Origin of the sequence: Rothia sp. P13129 (genome assembly GCF_048512865.1) — a bacterium.
Classification (GTDB): domain Bacteria; phylum Actinomycetota; class Actinomycetes; order Actinomycetales; family Micrococcaceae; genus Rothia.
In genome coordinates, this window is the sequence record NZ_JBLXYA010000004.1 from 80,199 (window position 1) to 102,865 (window position 22,667).

General features: G+C 47.5%; 24 protein-coding genes. 6 read left to right on the plus strand and 18 right to left on the minus strand.

The genetic code is table 11. The features are described from left to right. Positions 1–72: 72 nt before the first annotated feature. The 3 genes from ACN081_RS04155 (at position 73) to ACN081_RS04165 (ending at position 3,821) form a co-directional block, all read left to right on the plus strand. The gene (locus ACN081_RS04155; RefSeq protein ID WP_419107052.1) at positions 73–1,269 is read left to right on the plus strand and encodes a glycosyltransferase; all 1,197 of its coding nucleotides are present in this window, start codon (positions 73–75) and stop codon (positions 1,267–1,269) included. Between the two features lie 31 nt (positions 1,270–1,300). Continuing rightward, a complete protein-coding gene (locus ACN081_RS04160; protein WP_419102904.1) occupies positions 1,301–2,098 on the plus strand; it encodes a phosphatase in 798 nt (265 codons plus the stop codon). 247 nt (positions 2,099–2,345) lie between these two features. Continuing rightward, positions 2,346–3,821 carry a sugar transferase gene (locus tag ACN081_RS04165; protein WP_419102905.1) on the plus strand — a complete coding sequence of 492 codons (1,476 nt, stop codon included), beginning with the start codon at positions 2,346–2,348 and terminating at the stop codon, positions 3,819–3,821. 75 nt (positions 3,822–3,896) lie between these two features. On the opposite strand, the gene ACN081_RS04170 is transcribed toward ACN081_RS04165, so the two are convergent. From ACN081_RS04170 to glmS, 3 genes are all read right to left on the minus strand, one after another. Beyond that, entirely contained in the window at positions 3,897–4,844 is a 948-nt protein-coding gene (locus ACN081_RS04170; protein WP_419107053.1) for an ADP-dependent NAD(P)H-hydrate dehydratase, read from the minus strand. A gap of 42 nt (positions 4,845–4,886) precedes the next feature. Then, positions 4,887–5,294, minus strand: coding sequence for a holo-ACP synthase (locus ACN081_RS04175; protein WP_419107054.1), 408 nt, complete (start codon positions 5,292–5,294; stop codon positions 4,887–4,889). 125 nt (positions 5,295–5,419) lie between these two features. After that, positions 5,420–7,303, minus strand: coding sequence for a glutamine--fructose-6-phosphate transaminase (isomerizing) (gene glmS, locus ACN081_RS04180; protein ID WP_419102908.1), 1,884 nt, complete (start codon positions 7,301–7,303; stop codon positions 5,420–5,422). A 148-nt stretch (positions 7,304–7,451) separates the two neighbouring features. Here glmS and coaA point away from each other — a divergent pair, with 148 nt between their 5' ends. From coaA to mscL, 3 genes are all read left to right on the plus strand, one after another. Beyond that, positions 7,452–8,408: a type I pantothenate kinase gene (gene coaA / locus ACN081_RS04185; protein ID WP_419102909.1), complete on the plus strand. Its 957-nt coding sequence runs from the start codon at positions 7,452–7,454 to the stop codon at positions 8,406–8,408. A gap of 5 nt (positions 8,409–8,413) precedes the next feature. Beyond that, complete coding sequence (locus ACN081_RS04190) at positions 8,414–9,187, plus strand: M15 family metallopeptidase (RefSeq protein WP_419107080.1); 774 nt, start codon at positions 8,414–8,416, stop codon at positions 9,185–9,187. Between the two features lie 142 nt (positions 9,188–9,329). Beyond that, the gene (gene mscL / locus ACN081_RS04195) at positions 9,330–9,707 is read left to right on the plus strand and encodes a large conductance mechanosensitive channel protein MscL (protein WP_419102911.1); all 378 of its coding nucleotides are present in this window, start codon (positions 9,330–9,332) and stop codon (positions 9,705–9,707) included. 173 nt (positions 9,708–9,880) lie between these two features. Here mscL and glmM read toward each other — a convergent pair whose 3' ends face one another. From glmM to secY, 15 genes are all read right to left on the minus strand, one after another. After that, entirely contained in the window at positions 9,881–11,239 is a 1,359-nt protein-coding gene (gene glmM, locus ACN081_RS04200; RefSeq protein WP_419102912.1) for a phosphoglucosamine mutase, read from the minus strand. Positions 11,240–11,264: 25 nt separating this feature from the next. After that, entirely contained in the window at positions 11,265–12,302 is a 1,038-nt protein-coding gene (ppk2, locus tag ACN081_RS04205) for a polyphosphate kinase 2 (protein WP_419107055.1), read from the minus strand. A 306-nt stretch (positions 12,303–12,608) separates the two neighbouring features. Further along, positions 12,609–13,106, minus strand: a complete 498-nt coding sequence (gene rpsI, locus ACN081_RS04210) for a 30S ribosomal protein S9 (RefSeq protein ID WP_419102914.1) — start codon at positions 13,104–13,106, stop codon at positions 12,609–12,611. Between the two features lie 32 nt (positions 13,107–13,138). Next, positions 13,139–13,582 carry a 50S ribosomal protein L13 gene (gene rplM / locus ACN081_RS04215; protein WP_419102915.1) on the minus strand — a complete coding sequence of 148 codons (444 nt, stop codon included), beginning with the start codon at positions 13,580–13,582 and terminating at the stop codon, positions 13,139–13,141. 264 nt (positions 13,583–13,846) lie between these two features. Next, positions 13,847–14,764 carry a tRNA pseudouridine(38-40) synthase TruA gene (truA, locus tag ACN081_RS04220; protein WP_419107056.1) on the minus strand — a complete coding sequence of 306 codons (918 nt, stop codon included), beginning with the start codon at positions 14,762–14,764 and terminating at the stop codon, positions 13,847–13,849. 92 nt (positions 14,765–14,856) lie between these two features. Next, positions 14,857–15,549: a 50S ribosomal protein L17 gene (rplQ, locus tag ACN081_RS04225; protein WP_419102917.1), complete on the minus strand. Its 693-nt coding sequence runs from the start codon at positions 15,547–15,549 to the stop codon at positions 14,857–14,859. A gap of 108 nt (positions 15,550–15,657) precedes the next feature. After that, positions 15,658–16,650 carry a DNA-directed RNA polymerase subunit alpha gene (locus ACN081_RS04230; RefSeq protein WP_419100845.1) on the minus strand — a complete coding sequence of 331 codons (993 nt, stop codon included), beginning with the start codon at positions 16,648–16,650 and terminating at the stop codon, positions 15,658–15,660. Positions 16,651–16,821: 171 nt separating this feature from the next. After that, positions 16,822–17,226 carry a 30S ribosomal protein S11 gene (gene rpsK, locus ACN081_RS04235; RefSeq protein WP_419100846.1) on the minus strand — a complete coding sequence of 135 codons (405 nt, stop codon included), beginning with the start codon at positions 17,224–17,226 and terminating at the stop codon, positions 16,822–16,824. A gap of 72 nt (positions 17,227–17,298) precedes the next feature. Continuing rightward, positions 17,299–17,667, minus strand: coding sequence for a 30S ribosomal protein S13 (gene rpsM / locus ACN081_RS04240; RefSeq protein ID WP_419100847.1), 369 nt, complete (start codon positions 17,665–17,667; stop codon positions 17,299–17,301). 181 nt (positions 17,668–17,848) lie between these two features. Then, positions 17,849–17,962: a 50S ribosomal protein L36 gene (rpmJ, locus tag ACN081_RS04245; RefSeq protein WP_419100848.1), complete on the minus strand. Its 114-nt coding sequence runs from the start codon at positions 17,960–17,962 to the stop codon at positions 17,849–17,851. Positions 17,963–18,098: 136 nt separating this feature from the next. Then, positions 18,099–18,320, minus strand: a complete 222-nt coding sequence (infA, locus tag ACN081_RS04250; RefSeq protein ID WP_419100849.1) for a translation initiation factor IF-1 — start codon at positions 18,318–18,320, stop codon at positions 18,099–18,101. Between the two features lie 194 nt (positions 18,321–18,514). Next, positions 18,515–19,696 (minus strand): 23S rRNA (adenine(2503)-C(2))-methyltransferase RlmN, encoded by a 1,182-nt coding sequence (gene rlmN, locus ACN081_RS04255; protein ID WP_419102918.1) that lies wholly within the window; start codon positions 19,694–19,696, stop codon positions 18,515–18,517. Between the two features lie 73 nt (positions 19,697–19,769). Continuing rightward, positions 19,770–20,603 (minus strand): type I methionyl aminopeptidase, encoded by an 834-nt coding sequence (gene map, locus ACN081_RS04260; RefSeq protein WP_419102919.1) that lies wholly within the window; start codon positions 20,601–20,603, stop codon positions 19,770–19,772. A gap of 110 nt (positions 20,604–20,713) precedes the next feature. Beyond that, complete coding sequence (locus tag ACN081_RS04265; RefSeq protein ID WP_419102920.1) at positions 20,714–21,280, minus strand: adenylate kinase; 567 nt, start codon at positions 21,278–21,280, stop codon at positions 20,714–20,716. Then, positions 21,277–22,587, minus strand: coding sequence for a preprotein translocase subunit SecY (gene secY / locus ACN081_RS04270; RefSeq protein ID WP_419102921.1), 1,311 nt, complete (start codon positions 22,585–22,587; stop codon positions 21,277–21,279). Before secY ends, ACN081_RS04265 begins: the two co-directional genes overlap by 4 nt. Positions 22,588–22,667: the final 80 nt, after the last annotated feature.

The window sequence follows — 22,667 nt, forward strand, 5'->3', positions numbered from 1 at the left end:
CACGATACTACAAAGTTTTTTTCTCAGTTCAGTTCTTCTGATTCGCCTAAGATGCATCTTCATATTCTGTCGATGCATACGTCGCCTTTAGATCAGCCAGGTACTGCGGATGCTGGTGGAATGAATGTGTATATTCTTCGTTCTCTTCAGGCGTTGTTGAAGCTGTATCCGAACCTATCAGTAGAGGTATTTACGTTAGATACTTCTGGTTCTTCTTCACCGTCCGCACAGGTATCGGAGGTGTTACCGCGGACGGTCGTGCATAGTCTTCAAGTTGATGCTGCGGCAGGTGCGGCAAAGGATCAGTTGCCAGCGTTGGTTGATGATTTTGCAAAGGCAGTAGCTGATGCGGCGTTAGAGAATCCTGATATCGTTCATTCTCATTATTGGCTTTCTGGCATGAGTGTTCTTTCTTTGTTAGAGGGGGTATGGAAGGATTATTCTGTGCCGTGGGTACACACCATGCACACAACTGCCGCTGCTAAGGATGCTCGTTCTGCTCACGGTGAGGGGAAAGAGCCGCAGATTCGTTATGAGGGTGAGCAGAAGATTTGTCAGCAGGTGACCTCTTTGGTGGTTAATACTGTTGATGAGGCTCAGCAAATGGTGCGTTGGTATGGTGCTCAGGAGGAGAAAACGGTTGTTATTCCGCCGGGGGTTGATTCTCAGGTTTTTCACGATGTAGTGCCTTCTCGTCGGATGAATGAGGGTTCTTCTTCTGAATGTTTTCTGGTATTTGCTGGACGACCTCAACCGTTAAAGGGGTTGCACATTTTGGTGGAGACTCTTGCTCTTCTGCCTCAGGACATTTCTGTAAGGTGCGCTTTTATTGGGCAGGGCAGCCCTGAGTATCACCAGCAGCTTGTCTCTCGTGCTGAGGAGTTAGGAGTGGATGAGTGTATTGATTTTTATCCTTCGTATCCACCAGAAGAGTTGGCAGAGTTTTTCCGTAGGGCAGATATTGTGGCTGTTCCGTCGTCTTCTGAGACTTTTGGTTTAGTTGCATTAGAGGCTCAGGCTTGTGGCGCTGCGGTTTTAGCGAGTGATGTTGATGGGCTAAAAAGTGCTGTTGCTGACGGTGTCAGTGGGGTGTTGGTTTCTCCGCGTACTCCTGAGGCGTGGGCTATTGCTGTAGAACAGATGGTTCGTTCGCCACAGCGTAGGCGTTTATTAGGTCAAAATGGTGCTCACCGTGCCCGTGAGAAAACATGGGAGCATAGTGCGGAAGATATGCTTAGGTTATATAGAACTCTTATGAGTTTGGCGTAGAAAAGTTTCTGTTTTGTCGAAGGAGCGCAATATGTATCCTCAGGGAGTTGGCGTTAAACGTTTTACGATGTCTGATGATGAGTTTATGGCGTATTTAGATGCGTCTAAAATTACGGGTGAGGTTGCGACTGCTCGTGAGAATAATCTAAGCCATATTCAAGGTTTCATTGATGGCAACGAGCATTTAGAGTTTGGGGTGAAATGGACTCGACCATGGACGTATGAGGATGTTTTTGAGGTGATGACGCGTCGGGTTGGTATTGTTTCTGACCCAGAGTTTCGTATGGGTCAGGATACTATTAGTGCCCGTTTGTGTGTTGATGCTTTACGTCGTTATGCTCGTATCTTTGGTGCTGCGGTCCGTGAGAAGAAGTCACTTCTTTTTGCGACAGGGCATCCCGCTGGATTATTTCCTATCTATGCGCAGATGGCACATATTGCGCGTTCTCATGGGGCGCAGGTACTGAGTATTCGTGAGGGTGAACGATTTTTAGATGGGGATCTTCGCCAAATTTTTGATGTCATTGTTTTTGAACAGTATGGCGGTCTTCAACATACTCATTTTCCTGGTCCCATGGATATTGCGTTATCTCAGTTATCTGAGCGTGGTATTGTTCCTGATTTGGTGATTGCAGATCATGGTTTGGCGGGGTTTGCGGCTTCTGTTGGTGTGGATACTATTGGCATTGCGGATTGTAATGATCCAGGGCTTTTTGTATCTGCTGAGCAGGGTCATATTTTGGAGGTTGTTCCGATGGATGACAATGTTACTCCACATTTATATGCCCCTGTTATAGAGTTTATTCTCACAGAAGCGGAACTCATCTAAGCGTCAATCCTTGACACTTATGTCTATTTACCTCAGCAAAGTTCATTCTTTAAGGAAATTTTGTCCACATTTATCCGTTTTCTTGAGGTGATATGCCTATTTGCTGAGTTCATAGGATTATCATGGGGGAAGCGCAATAACATTAGATAGCGTATCATTCACGTACTGATGTTCTACTAGGAGATACAAATTTTTAGGGGTGTCTCCTAGCTCTTTATCTTAGGGAAATATTCGGGGGAATCTTCAGGTGGCTAGCAATACCATCATTAAACAACGTTGGTCAGAGAACCGCGGTCTTAAAACCTGGCAACCTAAAGTTGTTGCAGCGTTGTATCTCTGCGATGCTCTGGTGATTACGTTCACCATCATTTTTTCACATCTTGTGAGTTTTGGTTTCAATAACGCTGAAGTACTCGGTCGTTTTGACGCATCGTGGAATTACGCTGCTACGGGTTTTGTCCTTGCCATTTTATGGTTTATCACTCTTGATATCTCTAATTCTCGCAATATCCGGTATCTCGGACAAGGAAGCGATGAGTATCGTCTAGTTTTCAAAGCCACTAGCTATTTTTTCTGTGGACTAGCTATTTTCTCGTACATGACGAAGGTAGATTTTGCCCGCACCTATATTTTTATAGCCTATCCTCTAGGTCTCATATTACTCTTAGCTGCTCGATGGAGTCTACGACGTTACCTCGTACATTGGCGTCAACGCGGACGTGCTCTCACCCGTGTTTTGGTGATTTCAGATACCGAGTCGGGTAAACACCTCTACGATATTTTGAGGGAAGCGAAGCTTTCTGGGTTGAATCCGGTGGCTTTCTATTTGCCGGGGTATTCCGAAGGAAAAGTCATCTCCGAGGTTGAAGCTCCCATTCTTGGTTATAGCACGGATTCCCAAGAAATTCTGAGAGTATGCGTCGAGAATAATATCCAAGCCGTTGCAGTATCTTCAGGGCATCGACTGACACCAAAACAGTTGCGAACTTTGGGTTGGGATCTCGCAGCCTCTCATATCAAGCTTATTCTCGCCCCAGCCATGACTGATATCGCTGGACCACGTATCCATACCCAGCCGCTTAACGGTGTTCCTCTCATTCACGTATCGACCCCTCGTATGGAAGGATTCTCTGCCTTAATCAAACGGACTATTGATATCGTCTGTTCTACGTTAGGGCTTATTGTGCTAGCTCCTTTACTTATTGCTGTTGGTATTATTATCAAGCTAGATGGTGGACCAATCTTCTTCTTCCAAGAGCGAGTAGGGTACCGTGGTGAAACGTTCAAAATGGTGAAGTTCCGTTCGATGGTGACCAACGCTGAAGAGCTTAAAAAAGATTTGCAAGATCGGAATGAGGGCAATGGCGTTCTGTTCAAAATGGCAAATGACCCTCGTATTACCAAGGTTGGAAAGTTTATCCGTAAATATTCCATCGACGAACTTCCTCAGTTATGGAATGTATTTGTTGGTGATATGTCCCTCGTGGGGCCTCGCCCACCGTTGGAAACTGAGGTCAATCAGTATGAGGAGGAAGCCTACCGCCGTCTACTGGTCAAACCCGGTATTACTGGTCTATGGCAGGTTTCTGGACGTTCTGACCTCTCATGGGAAGAATCTATTCGCTTAGACCTATACTATGTTGAGAACTGGTCAATTACTGGTGACTTTGTTATTCTCTTCCGTACTGTACGCGCAGTCTTCGCTAAGCAAGGCGCATACTAGCGCAGTCCATCTTTTTAAAAAATTGGTGGGTGCCCAACTTTGGGCACCCACCAATTTTTTATGAACAGTAAAACACTATTCTGAGAATATTTCTGAGATAGCTTGTGCGATATATTCTGTCACGACACTCGGTGGTGTTGGGCCCCCGCATTCGTTACGATGAACGTTCTGCGCTGCCTGATGATGGATAGCTACAGCGCTTGCGGCTACTCTCAAAAAATCTACGGTAGATAATGAATGGTTCTGTGTTCTGGCTTGGGCATGGCGTGTGGCAAGGAAAGATCCCATAATCCCACTCAGGGTATCTCCACTTCCTGCTGTTGCTAGCCAACTATGAGGTGCTTGGAGTTTGTACCCTTCCTCGTTTTCGGGGCTAGCGATATAGCTCGTGTGCCCTTTGAGAAGTACTGTTGCCCCTGTTAGTCGAGCTGTATGTTGAGCCCAATAGCTAGGGTTTTTGAGAATATCGTGTTGTTCTGGTACATCATGGGCATGATGTTCATTCCATAAAGTGGGGTTCAAGGAAGCAATCCATGTGAGCATCTGGCGTAGTTCTCCGGCATGAGGAGTCACGATACGATGACTTTTAGCTGGGCCGTTTAATGCAATAGATTGAGCAAAATACGGTAGCGCTTGGGCATCTAATACTGCTGGAACCGGTTCATCAAGAATCCGTTCTAGAAGTTCTTGACGTTCTTCACCCGTTGCGCCAGAGCCTGCGCACCATGCATCAGGTGTAGGCATCTTTTCGCGGTTAGTAGTGCATACCGCTTCTGGAACATGCAGGTGTATCAGAAGGTTAAGGGCGTCAGTACCAAGAAACCGCACCATTCCCACACCACTATGGACCGCGGCTTTTGTGGCGAGTAGTCCGGCACCAGGGTATTCTGGGCTACCTGCAACGACACCTAATACACCACGAGTGTATTTATGGTCAGTAGGCGTGGGCAGTAGGATGTCATTTTTAAGATCTTCAATAGTGTAAGTGGTATAGCATTGATCGATAGCTTTTAGCGGATCCATGTCTACGTTGTATCCTTAGGGGTACGTTGGCAGTGTTAGAAATTATCCATTCTTTTTGGTGTTCTCGATGTTTTTAAGAAGTTCTAGTTCTTCACTGTTAAGGTGTTCTGCTATCACCATAGCAGTGGCTATTGGTTCGTCATGGCTTAGCGTTATATGCCAGTGGTTGATACGTAATTTTTCAGCATATGATTTGACTGTTCCGGACAGAAGAAGTTGAGGTTTCCCATTCACACTATTGGTGATGGAACAGTCTTTCCATGACAGCCCTGATGGTGCCCCTAAAGCTTTTGCAACAGCTTCTTTAACAGCAAAACGTGCTGCCAGTGAGCGTATCGGTTTTTGCTGTTCTTCTTCGCTGAAGAGTCGCTGGCGTAATGCTGGTGTTTTATGGATTATTTTTTCAAACCGGTCGATATTTACCACGTCAATACCTGTCCCAATAATCATCTACTACTCCCCCAATATGAACCATAACGATTCAGGGGGTGGTGAACCATAATTCATGGTTCACCACCCCCTGAAGAAGTCATCTCAACAGCACAAGCTCTTGTCCCGTTGATAGTTTGCGGTTTTTATTCCACTGTCACAGATTTTGCCAAGTTACGTGGCTGGTCAACGTCCAAGCCTTTAGCTCCAGCGAGTGCACATGCAAAAATTTGCAATGGTACGGTTGCTAGCAGAGGCTGAAGAAGAGCTGGGCACTGTGGGTAGGTGATGACGTGGTCAGAGTATGGGAGAACTGCGTCATCGCCTTCCTCTGCAATCACCAAGGTTACTGCGCCGCGTGCTCGTACTTCTTGGATGTTAGAGACAACTTTAGAGTGCAAGGAGTCTCGTCCACGAGGTGAAGGAACAACAACGAAGATGGGTTGTCCTTCTTCAACAAGAGCAATAGGTCCGTGCTTCAGCTCGCCTGCGGCGAAACCTTCTGCATGGATGTATGCAATCTCTTTGAGTTTCAATGCGCCTTCGAGTGCTACGGGGAATCCGACGTGGCGGCCAAGGAACAACACGGACTTAGCATCTTTCATGGAGATACCAAGATCTTTGATTTGTTGTTCTTTGGTGAGAAGCTCTTGAATCTTCTCCGGCATCGCTTGTAGCTCGCTCAAGACCTGCTGAATTTCGTCCTTGTACATGTTGCCACGAAGCTGAGCAAGGTAAAGACCGAGTAGATATGCTGCGGCAATTTGTGACAAGAAGGCTTTCGTTGAAGCTACAGCAATTTCTGGTCCGGCGTGAGTGTATAGTGCTGCGTCTGATTCACGTGGCAAGGTTGAACCGGTGGTGTTGCAAATAGAGACAACTTTTGCGCCTTGTTCTTGTGCGTGTCGTACTGCCATCAGAGTGTCCATGGTTTCACCTGATTGTGAGAGTGAAACCACGAGGGTTTTCTCGTTAACGATGGGGTCACGGTAGCGGAACTCGTGTGCAAGCTCAACTTCAGTGGGGATACGGCACCAGTGTTCAATTGCGTAACGTGCAACCTGTCCAGCGTATGCTGCGGTACCGCATGCGACAACAATAATTTTATCGATGGAGCGGAGAATACTGTCATCAATTTTTAGCTCGTCAAGGGTGAGATTTCCGTTCTCATCGAAACGTCCCATGAGAGTGTCACGTACGGCAGCTGGCTGTTCATGGATTTCTTTTTCCATGAAGGACTCATATCCGCCTTTTTCTGCTGCGGCAGCATCCCATTCGATATCGAAAGGTTTACCTTCTGCGGGGTTTCCTTCGAAGTCGATGATGGAGTAATCGGTTCCGGTAATGGTCACGATTTGGTCTTGTCCCATTTCGACAGCACTCTTGGTGTAGTCGATGAAGCCGGAGACGTCAGATCCAAGGAAGTTTTCGTTTTCGCCAAGACCGATAACAAGTGGTGAGTTACGACGTGTTGCTACCACGCGGTCAGGGAAGTCTGCGTGAATAGCCAAGATGGTGAAAGCACCTTCGAGTCTATTAGACGCTTGACGGATAGCCTCGGTGAGGTCTTTTTCTTCGAGGTTGTTATAGATATCAGCGATGAGGTTTGCTGCGATTTCGGTGTCTGTTTCAGAAAGGAACTGAACACCTTTGGCGCTGAGCTCACTGCGGAGTTCTGCAAAGTTTTCGATAATGCCGTTGTGTACGATCGCTAGGCGGTTATTATCAACGACGTGGGGGTGGGCGTTGGCGTCGTTGGGTCCACCGTGGGTTGCCCAGCGGGTGTGTCCAATGCCAATGTGAGAATCCGCGATGGGGTTCTCTTCTACCTCTTGAACGAGGTTAACTAGTTTTCCTGCTTTTTTACGGAACTCGATGCCTGCATCGCCAACAACAGCAACACCGGCGGAGTCGTATCCGCGGTATTCTTGGCGACGGAGCCCTTCAAGGACAACATCATATGAGTTGTGATCAAATTTTTTACCGTCTGGGTTAGAACCCAGACCAACATATCCTACAATTCCACACATACAGCTAATACTACCTGAGAACCGTGAAAATTTTAGGTGTGTGCCACGCGCGGTGTGGGATACTCGTCGTTGTTTTATCTTCTGACACGTTCTGAGCAAACTGCTCATATTGAGGTTTTTCTAGGTGAAGAGAACTAAAATGTGTTCAATGAGCTCAGCCCCTTTATTATCGCGACACTCACCTTTTCTGGAACTAGATCGTGCCACGTGGTCACGTTTATCTTCGGAGATTGAGGTTCCTCTTAGCGAGTCTGAAATTGAACAATTGCGCGGGTTGGGAGAGACTCTCGACGTAGAAGAAGTGCGTAATGTGTATCTTCCGTTGTCTCGCTTATTGAATTTATATGCAAACTCTACTGCCTCTATTAATCGTATGACTAATGATTTTTTGGGGTTATCGCAGCGTCGTGTTCCTTTTATTATTGGAGTTGCGGGTTCTGTAGCAGCAGGTAAATCAACAACGGCACGTCTGCTTCAAGCGTTGCTCAGCCGTTGGCCTTCTACCCCAGATGTTCAGCTCATTACAACAGACGGTTTCTTATATCCCAATGCGGAGCTTGAACGCCGTGGGATCATGGCTCGTAAGGGTTTTCCCGAGTCTTATGATCGTCGTGCGCTATTGCGTTTTATTGCTGATGTAAAGTCTGGTGTGCCACGGGTGAGTGCACCAAAGTATTCGCATTTGTTCTACGACATCATTCCTGACGAAAAAATTGAAGTAACATCGCCTGATGTCTTAATTGTTGAAGGACTTAACGTATTAGCACCGCCTAAATTGCGGGGGCAGAGCCAAGCAGCCTTGTCTTTGAGCGATTTTTTTGATTTCTCTATCTACGTTGATGCCCGAACGAGTGATATCGAGCGTTGGTATATTGATCGTTTCTTGTCTTTACGCGATCATGCTTTTCAGAATCCGGATTCGTACTTTAATCGTTATGCGAATCTTTCAGATGAGGAAGCTGTAGAGATAGCAACTTCAATTTGGCGCACTATTAATGAGCCCAATCTTTTAGAGAATGTTCGCCCCACAAGGGCACGTGCACAACTAATTCTTTCTAAGGGGTCAGACCATAGTATTTCTCGTGTGCTTTTGAGGAAGAATTAGTAGTGATGGCTAAGTCTCGTTCTTTTGGTCGTCGTTGGTTTTTATCTGCTGCGGCGACTCTTTCTTTGTGTTCTTGTAGCTCTCATGCTGAGCAACCTCAAAGTCGCACAGAAGTATCATTGCCTGAGGCTCGAGGGGGAAAGTTAGCACAGGAGTCTCCCATCACGTCGGATTCAACCGAGTCACCGCAGGCGGAGCCTTCAGCGCATCATTTTCGTGCCGATTCTTTATCTGTTCTCGTCAATAAGCAGCACCCTCTTGACCCGATTCACTACCATCCACATGATTTGGTACCTTTTGGGTCGGTATTACTTCGTGCAGAGGCAGCTCAGAACGCTCATGCTTTGTTTGCGGCAGCTACGCGTGAAGGTTTATCTCCTACAACGTTGAGTGGTTATCGTTCGTATGATGATCAGATTAACACCTACGAACATTGGGTGAACACATATGGCAAGGAACAAGCTGACACTGCTTCTGCTCGTCCGGGGTATTCAGAACATCAAACGGGTTTAGCTCTTGATATTGGTTCAGCCGCAGGCAATTGTAATCTTGCAGTATGTTTCTCTCAAACCCCTGAAGCGCAATGGTTTGCTCGTTATGCTCACCGTTTTGGTTTTATTCTGCGTTTTCCATATTGGAAGCATGAGCTTACGGGTTATTTTTATGAGTCATGGCATTTTCGATATATCGGGGTGAGTGAAGCCGAACGATACTATCAATCTCACGCTGAATGTTTGGAAACATTTTGGGGTTTTGGTCCGGCACCAGCATACCTCTAAATGAACAAATCTGATATTTTTTTCAAAAAGTAGGATAGGTCAATATCCCATGTCACACCATGTGACTAAATACACTATTTTCGAGAGAAAATATCTTTTCTAAACATTCAAATTAGTTCAGGACAAAGATACTCTTATATACATGCTTAATGGATTTAAAGATTTTATTACCCGTGGCAACGTCGTCGACCTCGCAGTAGGTCTTATCATCGGCACCGCCTTCACCGCAGTTATCACCGCATTGGTTGAAGCTGTTATCATGCCTGCAATCGCAATGCTTGTTGGCTCCCCCAGCTTCGACGATTTCCTCGTATTCGGAGAAATCAAGATTGGTGTATTCCTCACCGCAGTTGTGAACTTCCTTCTCATCGCAGCAGCTGTTTACTTCGCGATCGTTACCCCCATCAACAAGATGAACGAACGTCGTGCAGCTAAAATTGCAGCTGGCGAAGAAGACGAAGAAGAAGTTGATCCTCAGATCGTTCTTCTCAAAGAGATTCGCGACGCTCTTTCCAAGTAATCTTTATTGAACTAACACAATAAAATACTTAAAAAGTTACTCCCCATATCTTGTACAAGATATGGGGAGTAACTTTTTCCCTTTTTCCTTTTTCACAGCAGAAACATCAACACTGCTCCTGCTATATAGGGGATTCTTATCTATGATGTGTTAGATAAGAATCCCCGTACCACTTACAAACCTAGTTCTCGTTTGACGATATCAGCTAGATAGGCTGCATAGCGATCAGCAGTCTCCTGGTCCGAGGCTTCTACCATGACACGAACCAAAGGCTCAGTTCCTGATGCGCGAAGTAAGACACGGCCAGTTTCACCGAGTTCTTCTTCAACCTCTGCAATAGCTTGTTGAAGCTTCTCACAGGTTGCAACACCATCACGATCGACTCCCCGAACATTAATCAGGCACTGAGGAGTTGCCTTCATACGACTAGCCAGTTCTGAGAGCGGAAGACCCGTACGAACAATTTCTGCAGCAAGTTGCAGTCCAGTGAGTACGCCGTCACCAGTCGTCGCATAATCGCTCATAATGACGTGGCCAGATTGCTCACCACCCAAGTTATAACCTTGAGCGTTCATCGATTCAAGAACATATCGGTCGCCTACAGAAGTACGCTCCAATTTGATACCTTGTTCTCGAAGATATAGTTCAAGTCCCAAAGAACTCATCACTGTTGCAACGAGGGTGTTATCTTTGAGCCTTCCAGCTTCATTCATCGCTACCGCAATAATCGACATGATTTTATCGCCGTCAACAAGGTTGCCCTGTTCGTCTACAGCAATGCAACGATCGGCGTCTCCGTCATGGGCAATGCCAAGGTCAGCGCCATGGGCAACGACCATTTCTTGAAGCTTTTCTGGGTGGGTGGAGCCCACTCCATCGTTGATGTTGATTCCATCAGGAGCAGCAGCAACAACTTCGATATCGGCCCCTAGCATGCGGAATGCATCCGGAGAGACACCCGAGGCTGCACCATTTGCGCAGTCAAGGACGACTTTCAGACCGTTAAGGCGTCGATGGCCAGGAATGGTCGAAAGCAAGTGCGTCACGTACCGGTCTTCTCCATCGGTGAGAGGACGTATACGCCCCACTTCCCCACCGGTGGGATATCTGAACTCTTTGGAGCGATACAACGCTTCAATCTCATCTTCGATGGCGTCATCAAGCTTCTTACCGCCTCGAGCAAGGAACTTAATTCCGTTGTCCTCAGCAGGGTTATGTGAAGCTGAAATCATCACACCGAAGTCTGAACCTGTAGCCCCAACCAAATATGCTGCTGCTGGCGTGGGAACTAAACCAGCATCCCACACATCAACACCAGAAGCAGCAAAACCAGCCATCATCGCAGATCCGATGAACTCACCGCTAATACGGGAATCATGGGCGATAAGCGCCTTGGGTCGGGTACCTTTTTCTACCGTATTGAACCCTAATACGATGGAGGCAGCCTGCGCGAGCTCTAAAGCCATACTTGGCGTAATGAGCTCATTCGCTAGACCGCGTACACCGTCGGTTCCAAATAATCTTTTCGACATCACTGGCTATTCTACGCCTTTTAGTCTAATTATCCTCGTCTTTGAGAATTGGAAATCCTTCTGGATTTTCAGGGTCTTCATCATCAAAGACTGCAGAAGCTGGACCGATAATGAGCGAATCAACATTGCCAACAACATCTTTATCTTTATTGGGGTAATCGAATTGGCTCAAAACATGACGCATTGCCTCAAGTCGGGCACGCTTTTTATCGTTAGATTTAATAACGGTCCATGGAGCATCACCGGTGTCTGTATAGAAGAACATTGCTTCTTTTGCCTCAGTATAAGCATCCCACTTATCCAAAGAGGCTAGGTCTGTAGGAGAAAGTTTCCACTGACGTACGGGGTCTGTTCTACGAGAGTTGAAACGAGCTAGCTGTTCTGCTCGTGTCACGGAGAACCAGAACTTGATGAGTTTAATACCAGAGTTCACAAGCATACGCTCCAAATCTGGTACTTCACGCATGAATTCGTAGTATTGCTGTGAGCTGCAATAGCCCATGACTCGTTCGACTCCTGCACGGTTGTACCAAGAGCGGTCCATCATGACGATTTCTCCGCCGGCAGGAAGGTGCGCAATATAGCGTTGGAAATACCATTGGGTTTGTTCTATTTCGGTGGGTTTCTCAAGCGCAACCACACGTGACCCACGAGGGTTTAGGTGCTCAGTAAAACGTTTAATAGAACCACCTTTACCAGCGGCATCTCGGCCTTCAAAGATGATAAGGATTTTCTGTCCGGTTTCTTTAACCCACAATTGTAATTTCAAAAGCTCAATTTGCAGAGCTCTCTTCTCACGTTCGTATTCTTTACGTGAAAGTTTTTTATCGTAGGGATAACCCTTTTTCCAAGCGTCAGAGTCGCTGGTTTCACCTGAAAGTTTCTTCGTCAATGAAGCAATTTCATCTAACTCAGCTGAATAATCTTCAACGACGGAGACTCGACGTACCTCTTTTTTCAAAGCAGCTTTAATAGCTTCTTTCTGGTGAGTATCGGCTCCAGAAGCAGAGATTTTTTCAACCTTAGCTTCGGTGTTCTCGTTATTTCCATTGGTAGCTACCATAGCTGCCCTCTCCGTTGAGTTTTTTTGGTGGTTGGTTCCATTCATATTCTAAAGAGCTTTAGAACTGAGACACAGTGTTACTGGCAGATAGACCCTAATAATCAGGTGTATCGAACGAACCAGCACACTCTTCTTATCCTACTCTTCTCAGGTTGAGGGTAGAGATTTTTTGTTCATAGAATGAGAGTGCTGCTACACCAGAGCCCTTTTCGAAAAATATATTCCTGAGATACGCCAAAGGCAGAGCCTCCTCTTTGGGAGACTCTGCCTTTGAACAGTGTAGAGCCAAATGCTCTCGTTGCGTGATTAACGCTTGGAGAACTGTGAAGCCTTACGTGCCTTCTTGAGACCTGCCTTCTTACGTTCGATAACGCGTGCGTCACGGGTAAGGAAGCCAGCCTTCTTCAAGGTAGGACGGTTGTTCTCAACGTCGATTTCGTTCAATGCGCGTGAGATACCTAGGCGCAAAGCACCTGCCTGACCGGAAGGTCCACCGCCGTGAATACGTGCGATAACGTCATATGCACCTTCAAGTTCAAGAATTTTGAAAGGTTCGTTAACCTCTTGCTGGTGCAATTTGTTAGGGAAGTAGTTCTCGAGTGCGCGACCGTTGATGGTCCACTGGCCGGTGCCAGGTACAACGCGAACACGAGCAACTGCTGCCTTACGACGACCAACTGCTGCACCTGCAACAGTAAGTGCGGGGCGGGGTGCTTTTGCGTCTTCTGCTACGGGAGCGGAAGATTCAGAAGTGTAGCTGGTTAGCTCTTCTTCTACTACGATCTGCTCTTCATTCTGAGCCACGATTTCTCCTAATGTTCTTTCGTTGGCCCGAATTACTGGGCGACCTGAGTGATTTCGAAGGTCTTAGGCTGCTGTGCAGCATGCGGGTGCTCTGCACCTGCATAAACCTTAAGATTTTTCAGCTGCTGTGCTGCAAGCTTGTTTTTAGGAAGCATGCCTTTAACAGCTTTCTCTACGGCACGAACTGGGTTTGATTCCAAAAGTTCTGCGTAAGAAACTGACTTCAGTCCACCCGGGTAACCGGAGTGACGGTAAGCACGCTTTTGTTCTAGTTTTGCACCGGTTAGTGCAACTTTGCTTGCGTTAACGATAATGACGGAATCGCCAGTATCAACGTGAGGAGCAAAAGTCGGCTTGTGCTTTCCGCGCAGCAGTGTTGCGGTCTGGCTGGCAAGACGACCCAGGATTACGTCAGTAGCGTCAATGACGTGCCACTGGCGTTCTACTTCACCGGGTTTCGGAGTGTAAGTGCGCAAAATTTCGCCTTTGTCTCGTTTGAACAGTTGGCGCTTAGTTGGGTATCGCGCCTAATTACTAATATGCGTCAAACAGGGTTTGGGTGAGGACCAAACGCATCTGTTGTTCTTATATCCTGTACACTTCATAAATATTTGCTCTGCAACTGAGCTATTTCTGAAGGTATTTCAACCAGGACAGAACACGCACAATATATAAGACTATACATGAGGATTACTAGTTAATCCACAGGATTCTCTTTTAATTTCGAGTTCCCCATCACATCAGAGCTCTCTACGAGACCGAGCTTGCCGAGCTTGCATTTCAAAAGCTGATTCTTCGGGGTATGTAATCTCAGATAACGCCAGGCCCCATGGCGGCGCAAGACGTATTTGAGAATCTCGTAACGGGTTTTTAATCCTATCCCCCAACCATTCACTATTATGAGTGCCAGATCCCACCGAAACTGCTGCAGCAATCAACGAACGCACCATGTGATGACAAAAAGCATCAGCACGAATATCAGCACGGATAAGCCCCTGCTCTGTACGATAAAAACTCAACTCACGTAATTGGCGAATAGTTGTCGCCCCTTCACGAGGCTTGCAGAACGACAAAAAATCGTGAAGCCCTAATAACACCTCACAGGCATCATTCATCAGCTCAAGATCTAGTGGCTGATCTACCTGCCACGCTAGGCGTCTGTAAAGGGCAGATTCTCCAGAATAATTACTGCCATCATCAATTAAATAACGATAAGAACGGCCAGTAGCAGAGAAACGAGCGTCAAACGTGTGGCAGGTTGCAGAAACTGCAAGAATACGGATACTCCCATTTAAGAAACCATTAAATCTGGATGGCAGCCCCAGTTCTCGTTCAGCATGAGTGAGTACTCTTCCAAGCACTCCCCTCAACCGACGTTTGAGGGCATCAGCTGGCAAGCTATCGCTCCGCCCGGGAAGGGCATCCCAACGGCTGCGTTCAATATCGCAGTGCACGACCTGATGAGTCGCATGAACACCGGCATCCGTTCTACCACCGACTACTAAACGAACAGGAGCACGAAGAACCATCTCAAGGGCTTGTTCGAGGCAGCCTTCAACGGTTACAAGCCCAGGCTGTTTGGCCCACCCCGCAAAAGGAGTGCCGTCGTATGCTAAATCGATACGCACCCGTTGATTGTGATGTTCTACAGTATCCACATAAGTCATGGTTCTCCCGAATATATAAAAACTCTGCCGTCCATAGTCTAACTACGGACGGCAGAGTTTAGCTAAAAGCCATATGAGGTGAATTATTCAGAAACCTTCTGAGCGGCTTCGCCACCTGCAGGTGCGTATCCTGCAGCTTTAGCGGACTCAGGGGAATCGAACCAGATTTCAGCCTTGGTGCTGGTGTACCAGCGAGATCCAGGAACGTGATACTTCATAGAATCAGCGTTGCCTTTGATTTCGAAGCCTTCAGGAGCTTCGCCGTTTTCCAAAGGAGCGTGTGCACCAGCAGGAAGAGCACCGTTATCGGTTGCTGCAGGAGCAGCAGCTTCGGTTTCAACCTGTGCAGGAGCTTCTTCAGCTACAGCAGAGTTCTTTGCAACGGTGGTTGCTTCAGCAACAGCAGAAGCAGTTGCTACAGGCTCCATCACCAATTCGATAACAGCCATAGGAGCGTTGTCGCCCTTACGGTTACCGATTTTGGTGATACGAGTGTATCCACCAGGACGCTCTGCCATTGCAGGAGCAATCACGGTGAAGAGCTCGTGAACTACGGATTTGTCGCTGAGGGAACGTAGAACGCGACGGCGTGCAGCCAAGTCGCCTTTCTTAGCGAAAGTAATCAAACGTTCTGCAACAGGACGCATACGCTTTGCTTTAGTAACAGTGGTGGTAATGCGCTTGTGCTCAAAAAGCTGTTGAGACAGGTTGTTGAGCATAAGGCGCTCGTGTGTAGGGCTTCCGCCGAGGCGAGGACCCTTAGTGGGAGTAGGCATAATTATTTCTCCATGGAATTACTGTTCCATCGCTCCTTTGCGAAGAGTGTGGAACCAAGTTTGTGACCTGAGGTTCGTCTCACCGTAGTGAGGGTATCCGAACCGGGATTAGAAATCGCCGTAAGCGTCGTCGTCGTGCAAACGTGAAGCAAGCTCGAAACCGGGAGGTGAGTCTTTCAACGCAAGACCAAGCTCGGTGAGCTTTGCCTTAACTTCGTCAATAGACTTTGCACCGAAGTTACGAATGTCCATAAGGTCAGCTTCACTGCGAGCAACAAGTTCACCCACAGTGTGGATGCCCTCACGCTTGAGGCAGTTATATGAACGAACAGACATTTCCAAATCTTCAATGGGAAGAGCCAAATCAGCTGCCATTGATTCGTCTGCGGGAGACGGACCAACCTCAATACCTTCTGCAGCAGTATTAAGTTCGCGGGCTAGGCCGAAGAGCTCTACCAAAGTGCTACCTGCCGATGCCACAGCATCACGAGGAACGATAGCTTCCTTGGTTTCGACGTCCAAAATCAAGGAGTCGAAGTCAGTACGCTGCTCAACACGAGTTGCGTTAACGCGGAAAGTAACCTTCAGCACAGGTGAGTAGATGGAGTCGACTGGAATACGACCAATCTCGCCATCACCGGTTTTGTTCTGAGCCGCAGAAACGTAGCCACGGCCACGTTCAATAATGAGCTCAGCATCAAAGTTTGCGCTGGAGTTCAAGGTTGCGATGTGCAACTGTGGGTTATGAATTTCCACGCCGGCTGGAACCTCAATATCACCTGCTGTGAGTTCGCCTTCACCTTGCTTACGCAAGTAAGCGACGACAGGCTCGTCATTCTCAGAAGAGATTGAAAGCTTTTTGATGTTGAGGATAATCTCGGTGACATCTTCGGTAACACCTGGAACGGTGCTGAATTCATGCAAAACACCATCGATGCGGATGCTGGTTACAGCTGCACCGGGGATTGATGAAAGCAACGTCCGGCGAAGGGAGTTACCAAGGGTGTATCCGAAACCCGGTTCAAGGGGTTCGATGGTGAAGCGTGAGCGATTTTCCGCTACGACCTCTTCACTCAGAGTGGGGCGCTGTGCAATGAGCACGATGTTTCCTTTCAGTGAGCATCCGCTATATGAGCTCACAGGTTGGGGAAAACAGGGAATAAGGAAGCAGACGAAGCAGTCTGTCCGGTGATCGGTTTATAGCTCCTTATAGAAGAGCTAAGAACCGACCGCCCGAGTCATAGGACTCGGGAGAACCGCATCTTCTAAAAATTAGACGCGACGACGCTTCGGCGGACGGCAGCCGTTGTGAGCAACAGGGGTAACGTCCTGAATCGAACCAACTTCGAGGCCAGTTGCCTGAAGTGAACGAATTGCAGTTTCGCGACCGGATCCTGGACCCTTAACGAAAACGTCTACCTTACGAACGCCATGCTCTTGAGCTCGCTTTGCAGCAGTCTCAGCAGCCATCTGAGCTGCGTATGGGGTGGACTTACGTGAGCCCTTGAATCCCATTTCACCAGCAGATGACCATGAAATGACTGCACCAGAGGGATCAGTAATAGAAACAATGGTGTTGTTAAAAGTGGATTTGATATGTGCCTGACCGGCAACAATATTCTTGCTTACCTTGCGGCGGCTAGTTTTGCGTGCCGCTGCACGAGTCTTGGGAGGCATTTTTGATTCTCCTACAAAGGTTTGGTGAATACGTTGGTCCAACAAGAAGTGATGGACTGAAACAACGCGTTATTACTTCTTCTTACCAGCAACGGTACGCTTTGGACCCTTACGGGTACGAGCGTTAGTTTTGGTGCGCTGACCGTGTACGGGCAGACCGCGGCGGTGACGCAGACCCTGGTAGCTACCAATCTCAACCTTGCGGCGAATATCTGCAGCAACCTCACGGCGGAGGTCACCTTCAACCTTGTAGTTACCTTCGATGAAGTCACGAAGCGAAACGAGCTGAGCATCGCTCAGGTCCTTAACGCGCACGTCAGGGCTAATTCCAGTAGCCTCGAGTGTTTCGTGTGCACGGGTTTTACCCACGCCGTAGATGTATGTAAGAGCTACTTCCACGCGCTTTTCGCGGGGAAGATCGACTCCAGCGAGACGTGCCATATTGGCTGTTCTCCTTATTGATATCAGAGGTCTATGGCATCACTGCCTGGAGGTTATCTCCAGTCCCCGGCCTCTGTGTCCGGAGGTATTCTAAAATACCTATACGTAGTTTTTAGAAGCGGTGCCTATTTCATGAACCCGTTCTTGAAACGGATGAGCATTGTTCAGAACTATTAAGTTATTAGCCCTGACGCTGCTTGTGGCGCGGATTTTCGCAGATCACCATGACTTTGCCATTACGGCGAATCACTTTGCACTTATCGCAGATCGGCTTAACGCTCGGCTTGACCTTCATCGCATTCCTTTGCGTTGATTGCAATTATTTGCAGTTACAGTTGGGCGGGATAAGAGGTTTCCCTACATACGTAGAGAACGTTATCCCCTATTTAACGCACGTTAAACGCCGCGTTAAGCGACGTTTATTATGCTGTTTATTTATAGCGGTAGACAATACGACCGCGTGAGAGGTCGTAAGGGGACAATTCCACAATAACTCGATCCTCAGGCAGGATTCGAATGTAGTGCTGACGCATCTTGCCTGAGATGTGAGCTAGTACTTTGTGTCCGTTGTCCAACTCAACACGAAACATCGCGTTGGGTAGAGCTTCGACCACAGAACCTTCAATCTCAATGACGCCGTCTTTCTTGGCCATATCCTCCGCTAACGTCGGTGCCTAATGAATCCACATCAGACATTGAACTTATCTTGTGAGCTATCCCTACACAGAACACGAGGAACGGTAGAGACAACCAACAATCTAGTGTACGGGATATCTGCTCAAAAGTTAACCCATTTGAGTAATCATCACGTGATATTGCACTCATTGAGCATGTTGCGTGGCACGAATTATTCCTGAGCAGCTAGCTGTCCACAGGCTCCGTCAATATCCGACCCACGAGTATCACGAATAGTGGTTGGAATACCATGAGCGCGTAAACGCTCCACAAAGTTCTGCTCCACACCTTTACGAGAAGCCGTCCACTTTGAACCGGGAGTCGGGTTTAACGGAATGGGATTCACATGAACCCACCCGCGTCCTCGCTGTGCCAACTTCTTCCCTAAAAGATCGGCACGCCATCCTTGATCATTAATATCTCGAATCAACGCATACTCAATGGAAATACGGCGCCCAGTAGTCCGATAATAGCTATACGCGGCGTCCAGCGCCTCATCAACTTTCCAATGAGTGTTAATAGGAATTAACTCATCGCGTAGTTCATCGTCAGGGGCGTGCAAAGATAGGGCAAGGGTAATCGGAAGTTTTTCCATCTCGAATTTACGCATACCTGGCACAAGCCCCACGGTAGACATCGTAATACCGCGAGCAGATATACCAAGGCCTTCCGGAGATGGGTCAATCAAACGGTGCACCGCACCCATCGTACGTTTATAGTTTGCAAGAGCTTCGCCCATACCCATAAACACGATATTCGACACTCGTAAGGGGCGAGTATCCTCAGCGCCATCGCCAGCTTGTTCAAGGCCTTTCATCTCTTTGAGATAACGAGCTCCCGCAACAACCTGTTCAACAATTTCGGCAGTTGACAGATTACGTGTTAGCCCCTGCTGCCCCGTAGCGCAAAACGGACAGTTCATACCGCAACCAGCTTGCGAAGAAATACACATCGTCACACGATTCTCATATCGCATGATGACGGATTCAACCATCGCGCCGTCGAAAAGACGGTGAACAACCTTCAACGTATTACCTTGATCTGCTTCAAGAGTACGTACCGGAGTCAGGAGTTGTGGCATAGCCTCGGATACCATTTTTTCGCGGTCAGCAGCAGGTAAATCCGTCATAAGGGCAGGATCGCTCACCAAACGTTCAAAATAATGTTTTGATAACTGTGCTGCACGGAATGGTTGATAACCAAGTTCCTCCAAAAAAGCACGGCGACCTTTCATATCAAAATCAGCAATATGACGAGGAGGCTGTTCACGACGTGGAGCACGTAGCGCAATAGTTCCAGGGGCAGGGCGGACATTAGAAATCTCCACCGAAGTTTTTGTGTGAGTTGTGCTCATAATATCTTTCTTCATGTCTCACCAAATGTGGGAGATGAGACTCAGTGTGTGCTGCGTTCTTCTTTCAACCAGACTAAGCAGGAATAGGTTTGACGGTAACACCAAGCTTAGAGAGTTCCTCCGCGCCACCATCTTCTGCGGTCAATACCCAAATGCCCTCAGAGTGAAGAGCTACACTATGCTCCCATTGGCACGCGTCACCACCATCAGCAGTAACGATGGTCCATTCATCAGCAAGAGTTCGGGTATCAATGCCGCCGGTAACCAACATCGGTTCAATAGCCAAGGCCATCCCCTTCTTCAAACGAGGGCCTAGATCTCGTGCCGCATAGTTCAGTACCTCTGGAGCCATATGCATTTGCGTACCGATACCGTGACCTACAAAATCTTCGATAATCCCATATTTATCGCCAGTCTCGGAACGGACGAAGTTCTCAATCGCTAAACCAATTTCTCCAACTTTGCGTGCTGTCGCCATAGCAGCAATACCATGCCACATTGCAGCACGAGTTATTTCAGAAAGTTCTCGACGTTCTTGGCTCACCTCTCCGATGAGCTTAGTTCGTGCAGAATCGCCATTCCATTTTTTACCTTGCGGATCAACGACAATGGCTCCTCCATCAATAGAAATCATATCGCCAACGGCTAGAACTCTATCCCCGGGAATACCGTGAACGACCTCATCATTGACCGAAGTGCAAATAGTTGCAGGATAATCGTAATACCCCAAGAAGTTTGACGTAGCGTTATGTTCTTTCAGCACATTCCGGAAAACGACGTCGAGTTCGTTAGTGCTTATCCCAGCTTCTGCAGCGTGCACGGCAGCATCCAGCGCACGAGAAGTAATGACTCCTGCTTGAGCCATCCAACGTAATTGTTGATCTGTTTTATATTCGATGCGTCCCATCAGAACGTCCTTTCTCAGCACTATGTTGAAAACACAATGCAGGTGATTTTTATTCTTTTAAGCTGTTGTGCCCCCGCAACTTGTCGGGGGCACAACAACCTATCAGAATATTATTTCTTCAAGGCCTCAAGGATACGAGTCGTTACATCGTCAATTTCTCCAAGACCATCTACTTCTTGAATCAAGGCACGTTCACGGTATACAGAAAGCAAAGGTGCAGTCTGTTCTTCGTAGACCTTCAGACGGTGACGAATCACTTCTTCCGTATCGTCGGTGCGTCCTTGTTCAGCAGCGCGCCCAAGAAGACGTTCTACGAGTTCATCGTTATCAGCAATGAGCAAAAGTACCTGGTCAATTTCTTGCCCAAGTTCTTTGAGAATCTCATCAAGTTCAGCCACCTGAGCAGTATTGCGAGGGTATCCATCAAGAAGGAAACCATCTCGAGCATCTTCTTCAGCTAAACGAGCACGCACCATGTTGTTGGTGACCGAGTCTGGTACGAGGTTTCCAGCGTCGATATAGCTTTTTGCTTCTTTTCCAAGGGGAGTTTCTTCCTTAATATTTTTACGGAAGATGTCACCTGTTGAAATAGCAGGAATATTGAGCTTTTCTGCAATACGAGCAGCTTGGGTTCCTTTACCTGCACCGGGAGGTCCAATGATGAGCAAACGATTCATCGTAGCAATCCTTTGTAATTGTGTTGTTGTAGCTGAGCGTCAATCTGTTTCACAGTATCCAAACCAACGCCAATAACAATGAGCAATGAGGTACCGCCAAATGGGAAGTTCTGGTTTGCGTTAAACAGTACCAACGCAATAAGCGGAATCATCGCGATAATTGCCAAGTACAAGGAACCTGGCAAAGTAATACGGTTCAGAACATACGAGAGATATTCTTGGGTGTCTCGTCCTGCACGAACTCCGGGAATGAAGCCACCGTATTTCTTCATGTTTCCGGCAACCTCTTCGGTATTAAAGGTGATAGAAACATAGAAATATGCAAATCCTAGAATCATGAAGAAGTAAAGCAACATATACAGAGGGTGGTCTCCACGAACAAGATAGGTGTTAATCCAGTTGACCCATTCTGGAGGAGCAGTACCATCACGAGGAGTATTGAAGTTTGCAATCAAACCTGGAACAAGAAGCATGGATGAAGCGAAAATCAACGGAATAACACCGGCCATATTCACTTTCAAGGGGATATACGTTGAACGAGTCTGTACGGTACGACGCCCCACCATACGCTTTGCGTATTGAACAGGGATACGACGCTGTGATTGCTCAACGAAGACAACGGCGATAATGACGACAAATCCTATAGCACAGATGGCGGCAAAGACCCCCCACCCTTGAGATCTAGCGATACTACCCAAGGAAGTCGGAAATTGCGCTGCAATAGAGGTGAAAATCAGCAAGGACATGCCGTTACCGACGCCTTTTTCGGTGATTTGCTCACCCAACCACATGATGACGCCTGTTCCTGCAGTAAGAACAACAATAATCAGAAGGATATGGGCCAAGCTCTCATCGGGAATAATAGGAAGTGGGCACTCCCCTAGCAAAGTTCCGGTACGAGCTAGCGTAACAATTGTTGTTGCATTCAAGAGGGCAAGACCAATTGTCAGATAGCGGGTGTACTGCGTGAGTTTGGTTTGTCCCTGCGGGCCTTCTTGATGAAGCTGTTCAAAGCGTGGGATGACGACTCTCAACAACTGCACAATAATAGAAGCAGTAATATAAGGCATCACACCAAGAGCAAAAATTGACAGCTGTAGCAATGCGCCACCGCTAAAGAGGTTCACCACATCGTAGACGCCTCCGGTAGTGTTACCGAGCGCTAGACATTGCTGAACGTTGCCGTAAGAGATACCCGGTGCTGGAATAAAAACACCAAATCGGTACACTACGATAATGCCCAGGGTGAACAGCAGCTTACGCCGCAAATCGCGGGTTTTAAAAGCCCGACCGAACGCGCTAAGCACATGTCCTCCTGTAAATATAAGTTGGGTCAATGCATCGTCTTCAGATTGAGTTTTAACTCATCATGGCACGATGCTGTACA